This is a genomic window from Gordonibacter pamelaeae (genome assembly GCF_003340385.1).
Taxonomy (GTDB): domain Bacteria; phylum Actinomycetota; class Coriobacteriia; order Coriobacteriales; family Eggerthellaceae; genus Gordonibacter; species Gordonibacter pamelaeae.
Genome location: NZ_PPTS01000017.1, coordinates 1 through 8072, shown reverse-complemented (window position 1 = coordinate 8072; position 8072 = coordinate 1). Strand labels below are relative to the sequence as shown.

The window sequence follows — 8072 nt, the reverse complement described above, 5'->3', positions numbered from 1 at the left end:
GCCTTGGTGACGCTCGCCTTGGAGTAGCCCAGCAGGCACGCTATGTCCACGTTGCGGCAGGAGCCGCGCTCGGAGCGGATGCGCAGGATCGCCTCCAGGTAGTCCTCCGATGATTCCGTGGAGCGCTGTTTGCTCATCGGTTTACGCCCCCAGCCTCCAGTCGGCCGCCTCTTCGCGCATGCGGATGAAGCGGCGGTAGATCCCGTCTTCACGCATGAGCTCGTCGTGCGTGCCGCGCTGCACGATGCGGCCGGCGTCCACGACGAGGATCTGGCCGGCGTTGCGCACCGTGTTCAGGCGGTGAGCGATGGTGACGAGCGTCTTGCCGCGCGTGAGCTCGCCGATCGCCTCCATGAGCAGATGCTCATTCTCGGGGTCGACGGAGCTGGTCGCCTCGTCCAGGATGACGATGGGCGCGTCCTTCATGATGGCGCGCGCGATGGATATGCGCTGCCGCTCGCCGCCCGACAGGTCGGCTCCGCCCTCTTCCAGCACCGTGTCGTAACCTTGCGGAAGGCGCTCGATGAAGTCGTGGCACCGCGCACGTCTCGCCGCGGCGACCACCTCATCGCGCGATGCATCCGGCCGCCCGAACCGTATGTTGTTCTCCACCGTGTCGTTGAACAGGTACACGTTCTGGAACACCAGGGATATGTGCGAAAGTAGGCTCTCCGCCGTGCCGTCGCGCACGTCCGCGCCGCCCACGCTCACGAATCCTTCATCGACGTCCCAGAACCGCGCGAGCAGGTTCACCAGCGTGGTCTTGCCCGACCCGCTTGGCCCCACGATGGCGCACGAGGTGCCCTCGGGGATGCGAAGCGTCACGTGGTCGATGACGCGCCGGTCGTCGTAGCCGAACGACACGCCGTCCATCGCCAGGTCGAACCCTCGCGGCGCAAGAGGCTCGTCGGTCGTGTCCTGACGCGGAACCGCGCACACCTCGTCCACGCGGTCGAGCTCGCCCTCTATCTTCTTAGTGAGAAAGGCGCCATTGTTCGCGCTGATCAGCTCGCCGTAGATCATGAACGCGGCGACGAGCAGCGTGAGCGCCCACGAGAGCGGCAGTCCACCCGTGAGGTACAGGGCGCACGCCGCGAACAGCACCGCGCAGCTCGCCAGATTGAACACCAGCGCATAGAGCTTGAGAATTCCCTGGGCCGCCTGCTCCTGACGGTAGTCGGCCAGGCGCTTCTGCTCGAAAGACGCCTTCGCCTCGGCAAGCGCCTCGTCGGGCGTGGCGAACGTGCGCAGCACCGCCATCCCGCGGGCGTACTCGATCACCTTGTCGGTCATGGCCTCCTGGGCGGCGGTTACCTCGCGCGTCACCGCGGTGGAGCGGCGGCGCAGCCATTCGAGCACCACGAGCCCCATGGCGATGCCCGCGAACGTGATGAACGCCACCGGCGGCGCGAACAGCATGAAATACAAGCTCATGATGACCGCCATCGCCACGCCGCCCGAAAGACCGGTGAGGCAGATGGTCATGAACTCCTCCAGCTGGTGCAGCGTCGTGGTGAGCGTGGTGGTGATGGCGGAAAGGCGCTGCTCGGAGAAATAGCCCATGGGAGCACCCTTCAGCCGATCGCCCACGCGCAGGCGCATGTCGCGGAAGATGTGGAACCCCTCGGCGTCCATCTTGATGTCCACGAGGTACTGGAAGATATACTGGCCCGCCACGCTCGCCAGCAGGATGCCCAGGCACTGCAGCGCCACGTCCACACCCATATGGTCACGATTCTCGAGCGCCCACCACACCGCGGCAAGCATCCCGGCCATGAAGAACGCCTTTAGGACGTTGCATACCATGCCAACAATGAGACTGCGTCGCGACGCAGGCGAGAAGCTTCCCGCCACGTCGAGTATGCGTTTTACGATGGCGAACATCTACCTCGCCTCCTCGGGGCGGATGGCCGCCCGGTCTTCCACGTTTTTGTCCGTGAGCACCCCTACCGCGCCCTGATGCTCGCGCCACATGCGGGCGTACAGCGGGCAGCTTTGCAGCAGCTCATCGTGCCGCCCTCGCCCCACGATGCGCCCTGCGTCCATGACGAGAATCTGGTCGGCGCCTGTGATGGTCGAGAGCCGGTGCGCGATGGTGACGAGCGTCTTGCCCTCCACCAGCTTGCTGATGGCGCGCTCAACCAGCGCCTCGTTCTCGGGGTCGGCGTAGGCGGTCGCCTCGTCCAAGATGACGACGGATGCGTCCTTCAGGATGGCGCGCGCGATGGTAATGCGCTGCCGCTCGCCGCCCGAAAGTCGATCGCCCGCCTCGCCCGCAGGCGTAGCGTAGTCCTGCGGAAGCTCGCTGATGAATCCGTGGGCGCCTGCGGCACGCGCCGCCGCCTCCACCTCGGCGTCGGTCGCGTCGGGCTTGCCCATGCGGATGTTGTCGGCAATGGAGCGGTCGAACAGGAACGTATCTTGCGCCACGTACGCGATGTGCTCCATGAGCTGTTCGAACGGGATGTCCTTCGCGTCGACCCCGCCGAATGTGATGTTTCCTGCGCTCGCATCCCAGAACCCCGCCATAAGCTTGGCGACGGTCGATTTGCCCGAGCCCGACGGCCCGACGATCGCCGTGATCGTTCCCGGTTCGGTGGAAAAGCTCACGTCGTGCAGGACCTCGGTGCCCTCATGGTAAGAAAACGACACTTCCTCGAACGCGAACGACTCGCCCTGTAGCTCCACGCGTTGCGTGGGGCGCGCAAGCTCGGGCTCACCGAGGAAATCCCAGACCACGTTCAGGCAGGCATCCATACGCGAGATCTGGCCTGCCGCCTGGGCGAACTTCAAAACGCCACCGATGAAGCCCAGAGGAATGACGATGCACACCATGAAGGCGGGAAGCGCAATCTGCCCGACGGAGAGCAGCCACACGCCAAGCGGCAGCGAAACGAGCAACGTGCAGGGCACGACCGAGCGCACCGCCGCCATCCACACCCAGCTCTGCCGGAACCACGCAAGCGTGGAGTCGTGGTATTCCGCCACGGCATCGGAGAACGACCCGTAGGAGGACGCCGTGCGCCCGAACGCCTTGATCACCTGGATGCCGTTGACATACTCCACGAGCGTGGAGTTCATGTCCTGCTCGCTTTTGATGTAACGCGCCATCTTGGGCTTGTAATCGCGCATCATGCCCAGGTAGAAGAGCACGCCCAAGGGGATCGTGGCGATGCCGGCGAGCCCCATGCGCCAGTCGACGGCGAACACGATGGTCATGGCGAGGATGGGCGCGAACACGTTGCTCGGAAGCTCCGGCATGAAGTGCGCGATGGCGTCCTCCAGCTGGTTCACGTTGTCCACGAAGCGGTTCTTGAACGTGCCCGTGGGCGTGTCGACGATGACGCCCATGGGCACGCGTGACATCTTCTCGGCCATCTGCTCGCGCATGGTGCGCAAAGCCTTGAAGGCGATGCCATGGCTGATCATCGACGATCGCCACGTGAGCACGAACTTGAGGATCTGCCCTCCTGCTGCAGCGAGTGAGAACAGAGCTGCCATTTCAAGCGTGAGCGTGCCTTCGATGAGACCGGCAGCCAGCAAGGCGACGACCACGTACGGGACCATACCCGCCGCCTCGCCCAAGCAAGCGAGGACAAGCGAGAGCACCATGCGCGCTTTATCGGGCCGCATGAAGTAGAACAGCTTCGAAAACGCGCTCGGACGCGCGGTGCGGTCAAGCGGAGTCACGTGACTCATGCCCCTTTCCTCCCTTCGTCATGCGCTGCCAGCTCAACCCTCCGGTCGCCCGCCAGCCGCGCTAGCATTTCATCGTGGGTGATAATCACCACTGCCTTTCCTTCCGCCGCAAGCCTACGGCACCACAAAGCCACCTCCCGCATGCCGCTCCCATCCAGTCCGCTCGTTGGCTCGTCGAGCACCACGAGCTCGGCGTCCGAGCAGTACGCTGCGGCAAGTGTCACGCGCTGCTTCTGCCCGCCCGATAGGCTGGCGGGGTGCCTGTCGGCAAGGTCTTTCAGGTCGAAGGCATCAAGCGCCTCCCAGGCACGCGCCTTCAAAACATCATCAACGCGTCGGCCAAGCACCACCTCGTCGGCGACGCTCCCCGCATACAGTTGATAGTCGGCGTCCTGCATCACGAAATAGCTCAGGTGCCTCCGCTCCCGCGGTGAGAGCGCTTTGCCGTCCCTGGTTATCAGGCCTTTCTGCGGGTGGGACGCCCCGACGAGAACCTTCGCAAGCGTTGTCTTGCCCGAACCGTTCCCCCCGCATACCACCGTCACAGCACCGCAGGGAAACTCCGCCGTCACGCCCCGAATGCCACGGCCTGTCGAGCGGTAGAGATACGTCACGTCCTCCATATGCCATGAGGTGGAACCGCAGCGGGAATCAAGTGATTCCGCTGGTCGTGCATTCGAATCGCGCGCGATGGTGATACCGGGATGGCGCAATCCGAATGCGTCGGCCTCTTCGCCCGGAAGCGCGGCGAACTCCTCCGCACTCCACCGCGACGCGACCTTGCCATCTCTCATGCAAAGGAATTCGTCGGCGACGGGCAGAAGCTTGTGGAGCCTGTGCTCCGACACCAGAATCGCCACGCCGCGCCGCTTGAGCTTGGCGAGAATGCTAACTAGGGCATCAGCACCTCCTGCATCCAGGTTGGAGGTCGGCTCGTCGAGCGCGAGAAACGACGGGCGACACGCGATAGCGGCTGCGATTGCGACGCGTTGTTTCTGACCGCTGGACAGTTCGGTAAGCTTCTCGGCAAGCAGACCTTCAACCCCGCACAGCCGTGCCGCCTCATGCACATGCTCAACGGCCAAAGCAGGGTCGACCCCGAGGTTTTCCAGCGAGAAGGCGATCTCGTCGCCGACCGTCCCCATGAAGAACTGGCTGCGGGGATCCTGCATGACCACGCCCATGGCCTCGGTCCTCCCGCGAGCGGAAAGCGAAAGGACCTCCGTGCCGCTCACCAGAACGGAACCCATACGCACTCCAGGGAAGAACGTCCCTGCCAATCCGTCCGCCAATCGCAGCACGGTCGACTTGCCGTCGCCCGACCTTCCGCACAGAACTGTGCAGGAGCCGGCGCGCACCTCGAAGGACACGTCCTCGACCCTGCTTCCTCCCGCATCGTCAGCAGATGCCGAATCCTCTTGTTCTGCCTCATCCACATAGCGAAACGAGACGTCGCAAAACGCGAGGGCTGTCGCCTCCTCCGCAGGCTTGCCGCATACGGGGTTTTCCTTGAGCGCATTGGATGATTCGAATTCGCCTGTCACAAAATCGCCCCCGCTCCGTAGATTCCCGCGCATACGACCGCGACAACGACCAAACACGCGGCATCCCTCCAGGTGAAGCCCACGTGGTAGACCGAGGTTCGTCCCCGACCGATTTCGATGCCGCGCAGCTCGGCGGAGGCGGCAAGCTCGCTCGAAAGCCTGAGCGAGCGCATGACGAGCGGCGTGTAGACGCATTCGTACGCCAACCCCGGATGACGCACGATGTCGAACGCATGAGGGAAGATGCCCCGCATGCGGATGCCGCGCACGATGGAGCGCGCTTCGAACGAGAGGACGGAGGCGAACCTGAACACCATGCACACGCCCACGAGAACCCGCTGGGGCAGCCTCCAACGGTCGAGCGCGCACATGATCGCCGAGGGTGACAGCGTGAACAGCGCGCAGCCCGCCGTGAACGGCGGGATCATGTGAAGGAAACTCACGAACAGCGCCCCGTACAGTCCGGAGAGCGGGAGGAAGCTCAGCCCGCACACAACGGTGAAGCTCGCGCACATCTTGAGCGAAAGGCGCGCCCTCCCGTTCGCCGCGAGGTACGCCGCGGCGAGCAGCTGCAGAAGCGCCGTCTCCAAAAGGCCGGTCACCAGCATCGCGGCGATGCCGACAACGAGAAACGACAACAGGTGCGTGCGCGGGTCGAGGCCGAACACCCCAGTTTTGATGTCGCACTTTTCCATGGTTAGGCGATCTTCGCCTTGCGCACGTGTTTCTTCAGGAACTTCGACCCGATGAGCCCTCCGACGATCGTGCCCGTGGCGAACATCGCCATCATGAGCAGGATCCACGGCAGCTCGGTGTACTGGGCCACCATTGCCGCCACGTCAGCCGCGTCGTAGTAGGTTCCCAACTGCTCCATATAGGCGTCCCTGAACAGCAGATACGGCATAATCCCGTAGAAGCCGAACGTCACCCAGTACACGATGTAGCCACCTACGACGCGCTTTATGTCGTGGTAGGAATCCTTCCCCCACATGACGAGCTCTCCGATAAGGGCGCCCACGACGGCGACGGGAGCGCAGTAGAGCCCTCCCATGAACGTGTAGAGCAGCCCGAATACCAGCGTCGAGCCCGCCAGCACGCCTCGCTTGCCGATGCGGTCCGCCATCACCACGTAGAACGGCGTGGCAAGCAGCGGGAATAGCCACGACCCCACGAAAAACGTGTTCTGGGGCGCCAGGACCATGTCCTCGATCATCTTCGCCACGATGGTCACCGCCATGATGATCAGGTTGAACACGACGAACGTCAGCACGTCGCGCGTGGTCCACCTGTTGCTTTTTGGGGTTGGAGCGTCTTGCGTCATCCGATTCCTCCTTATGTTCCCTGTCTAGTTAGCCATCTTTAACTCTTGGCTATAATGGACGAATAGGCAGAGTTCCAGTCTTCGCGAAAGCAAAAGCGGGACCCGATACGGAATGAAAGGGACGAATCGGGGAACGCCGCATTGAAACGAGGCGAAAGAAGGTCAGATGGAAAGCATAGAACGCGACCTTTACGAAGAGGCGTTCAGGGAATGGCACCTCGTGCCTTCCCGCGATGTCGGCAACTACGGTCCTGCGGGCACTTTGAGGGTTCTCGAAAGCGACATGGGGTCCGGGGAGTACTGGGCGTACTTTCGGGACAACCTCTTCGCTGTGAACGCGTTCAGGATGAGCTTCGCAAGGGAGTGGACCATGCGCTATCGATGCACCGAGCACCTGTGCTTGGGCTGCTATGACGAGGTTTCGGGCGTCGCGCAGCGCCGAGGGGCTCCGCTCGCCCCGGGCGCCATCACGGTGTATCTCGGCGGGGAAAACGAGGAGTACGAAGCGCGGTTCTCGGAAGGTTCCGTTGCCGTGGCGTCGTCGATCACCATCTCGCCAGATTATTATCGGGATTATCTGCAGAGTCGCTTCGGCGAAATAGAGGACGTCCGCAAGGCGTTTGCGGGCGTAGACGGACGGCGCGACCTTCCGGGGCTTGTCGACTTGCTTCGCAAGGCGCGTTCGTATCGAGGCGGGGGGATCGCGGCGGATCTGTTTTACGAAGGAGTTATCTCCGAATCTATCGCCCTCGTGATGGAGTGCGCAGCCCAGCCGAATGGCGGCAGGCCCAGAATGACCGAAGAGGACATGGCAGCAGTCGACTGGGCGTGCGCGTATATCGCTCGGAACCTTGGCGGCGATTTGTCGTGCACGCGGCTCGCGTCCGAACTGTATATGGGACAGACGAAGATGAAACGGCTCTTCAAGAAGGCGACAGGCCTTCCTCCAGCGTCCTACGTGGCGAGGGAGAGGATGAGGGAAGCCGAAAGGCTGCTCACTGAAACAGCGCTGCCCATCGCCGAGGTCGGCAGGGAAGTCGGTTACAGTAAGGCGGGAGCGTTCACCGAGGCGTTTCGCAGGCACAAGGGCTGTTCCCCCCAGCGGTTCAGGCAGGATCGTCTGTGAAAAGCGGGCGAGAAAGGCTGATGCGGCTCAGACACTGCCACATTCCTTCAATATCGAATTATCTTGTTGCAGCAAGCATGCCTTAACGAACCCCCAGCACGTTCAAACGCAGCAAACCGAAAACGACTCGTATGAATCACAGCCATTCGAGCTAGAGTAAACGATTCGGGATACCCGAAGAGCGGACGACGAACTAACTGCAAATCCTTTTTCCCTGCCCATTTTGACCACGATCTGCCTGCGGCGCCTGATCGCGGGCGGGAAGGAACCTGCCGAGCCCCACCTCGAGCTCGGCGCACAGCCGCACGAACTCGTCGGCGCGCATGGCGCGCTCCCCGTTGAGGACGCGCCACAGGCGCTTCCCGTCGACGCCCACACGCCG

6 protein-coding genes and 2 pseudogenes are annotated in these 8072 nt (G+C 63.1%); 1 reads left to right on the top strand and 7 read right to left on the bottom strand.

Going from position 1 to position 8072, the window contains the following annotated elements; all coding sequences use genetic code 11:
- From C1877_RS14945 to C1877_RS14920, 6 genes and pseudogenes are all read right to left on the bottom strand, one after another.
- A pseudogene (locus C1877_RS14945) lies at positions 1-137 on the bottom strand (metal-dependent transcriptional regulator); the annotation flags it as partial.
- A gap of 4 nt (positions 138-141) precedes the next feature.
- Positions 142-1884, bottom strand: coding sequence for an ABC transporter ATP-binding protein (locus tag C1877_RS14940; RefSeq protein ID WP_015539331.1), 1743 nt, complete (start codon positions 1882-1884; stop codon positions 142-144).
- A complete protein-coding gene (locus tag C1877_RS14935; RefSeq protein ID WP_114569514.1) occupies positions 1885-3699 on the bottom strand; it encodes an ABC transporter ATP-binding protein in 1815 nt (604 codons plus the stop codon).
- The gene (locus C1877_RS14930) at positions 3696-5243 is read right to left on the bottom strand and encodes an ABC transporter ATP-binding protein (protein WP_244909872.1); all 1548 of its coding nucleotides are present in this window, start codon (positions 5241-5243) and stop codon (positions 3696-3698) included. Before C1877_RS14930 ends, C1877_RS14935 begins: the two co-directional genes overlap by 4 nt.
- A complete protein-coding gene (locus C1877_RS14925) occupies positions 5240-5938 on the bottom strand; it encodes an energy-coupling factor transporter transmembrane component T family protein (protein ID WP_015539332.1) in 699 nt (232 codons plus the stop codon). The genes C1877_RS14930 and C1877_RS14925 overlap by 4 nt, the downstream gene beginning before the upstream one ends.
- A 2-nt stretch (positions 5939-5940) precedes the next feature.
- Positions 5941-6564, bottom strand: a complete 624-nt coding sequence (locus C1877_RS14920) for an MptD family putative ECF transporter S component (RefSeq protein ID WP_114569512.1) — start codon at positions 6562-6564, stop codon at positions 5941-5943.
- Between the two features lie 166 nt (positions 6565-6730).
- Between C1877_RS14920 and C1877_RS14915 the strand changes: the two genes are divergently transcribed.
- Positions 6731-7690 (top strand): helix-turn-helix domain-containing protein, encoded by a 960-nt coding sequence (locus C1877_RS14915; protein ID WP_015539333.1) that lies wholly within the window; start codon positions 6731-6733, stop codon positions 7688-7690.
- A 193-nt stretch (positions 7691-7883) separates the two neighbouring features.
- Here the strand turns inward: C1877_RS14915 and C1877_RS15520 are convergent.
- Positions 7884-8072: pseudogene (locus C1877_RS15520) on the bottom strand (hypothetical protein); the annotation flags it as partial.